This window comes from Pseudoalteromonas sp. AWH4_217, from assembly GCF_056161105.1.
This window is the reverse complement of the sequence record NZ_JBSWYM010000049.1, coordinates 1-1,470: the sequence shown is the minus strand read 5'-3', so window position 1 is coordinate 1,470 and position 1,470 is coordinate 1. Positions and strand designations below refer to the sequence as shown.

The window sequence follows — 1,470 nt, the reverse complement described above, 5'->3', positions numbered from 1 at the left end:
CTCAGGGAAGTCTTCATCGGCCAGGGCTTCATCGCTTACTGTCGCTTCCTCGGCTGCTGGCTCTTCGAATTCAGGCTCTGCGTCCATCGCAGCTAGCGCATCTTCTTCATCAAACTCAGGGAAGTCTTCATCGGCCAGCGTTTCATCGCTTACTGTCGCTTCCTCTGGGGCTTGCTCGGCTGCTGGTTCCTCCACTGTTGCACTGTCAAGACTCGCGTCTTCATCCAGTTCAATTTCAAAGTCAGGACCATCCAGATCGTCAAAATCTCCCTCAAAATCCAGCAAGTCTTCGCCATCATCATCCAGTTCATCTAGCAGACCGGACGCATCATCTTGTCCCAAGCTCTCTGCCAGTGCCCTTTCTGTTTCACTGATAGCCGATTCTGATTCATCATCGAGAGAAATCTCTTGTGCTTCAGATTCATCCATCTGTAACTCAGGATAACTACTCAGTTCTTCACTGGGGGTAACGAGGTCTATTTCAGTCAGCTCTTCCTCTTCGGACAGATCTATGTCTTCATCCGCTAATGGATCGTCACCAAGGTCTATCTCAACATCCTCTTCCAGATCCGCGTCAAACTCATCTCCTTCAGCTTCCAGCGCCTCCAGTAACTCATCCACATTTTGCAGTTGAGTGGGCTCGGGCATTTTGGCTTCTTCGGAAGGGTGAGTTAATTGCTCTGCAAATTCGTCGAGTAACTCATCCTCTGTTTCAGGCAGTTCAGATCCTGCCTGCGCAGACTCTTGTGCATCGAGCTCCAGTTCAACTGACGGTTCAGCTTTATCATGCAAAGGCTGCAAGTCGGATTCTTCTTCCAGCATGCCATCAAGATGACCGGACTCTGTCTTAGAGACAGCGTCCGAACCGGGCATAAATTCTTCTGCATCAGGCTCTTCTTCAAGCAAATCATCCAGATCATCCGGCTCTTCGGCCAGCATGCCCTCTGCGGGTTCGGCCTCAGGCTCTTCTTCAAGCAAATCACCCAGATCATCCGACTCTTCCGCTAGCATGTCCTCTGCGGGTTCGGCCTCAGGCTCTTCTTCTAATAACCCATCCAGCTCGTCCGGTTCTTCTGCCAGCATGTCTTCTGCGGGTTCAGCCTCAGGCTCTTCTTCTAATAACCCATCCAGCTCGTCCGGCTCTTCTGCCAGCATGTCTTCTGCGGGTTCGGCCTCAGGCTCTTCTTCTAACAAGTCATCCAGATCGTCCGGCTCTTCTGCCAGCATGTCTTCTGCGGGTTCGGCCTCAGGCTCTTCTTCTAACAAGTCATCCAGATCGTCCGGCTCTTCCGCCAGCATGTCTTCTGCGGGTTCGGCCTCAGGCTCTTCTTCTAACAAGTCATCCAGATCGTCCGGCTCTTCTGCCAGCATGTCTTCTTCGGGTTCAGCCTCAGGCTCTTCTTCTAATAACCCATCCAGATCGTCCGGCTCTTCCGCCAGCATGTCTTCTGCGGGTTCGGCCTCAGGCTC

1 pseudogene is annotated in these 1,470 nt (G+C 52.4%); it reads right to left on the bottom strand.

The annotated features are described in order from the left end of the window. Nucleotides 1-1,470 (bottom strand): annotated as a pseudogene (locus tag ACXAH1_RS24595) (hypothetical protein); the annotation flags it as partial.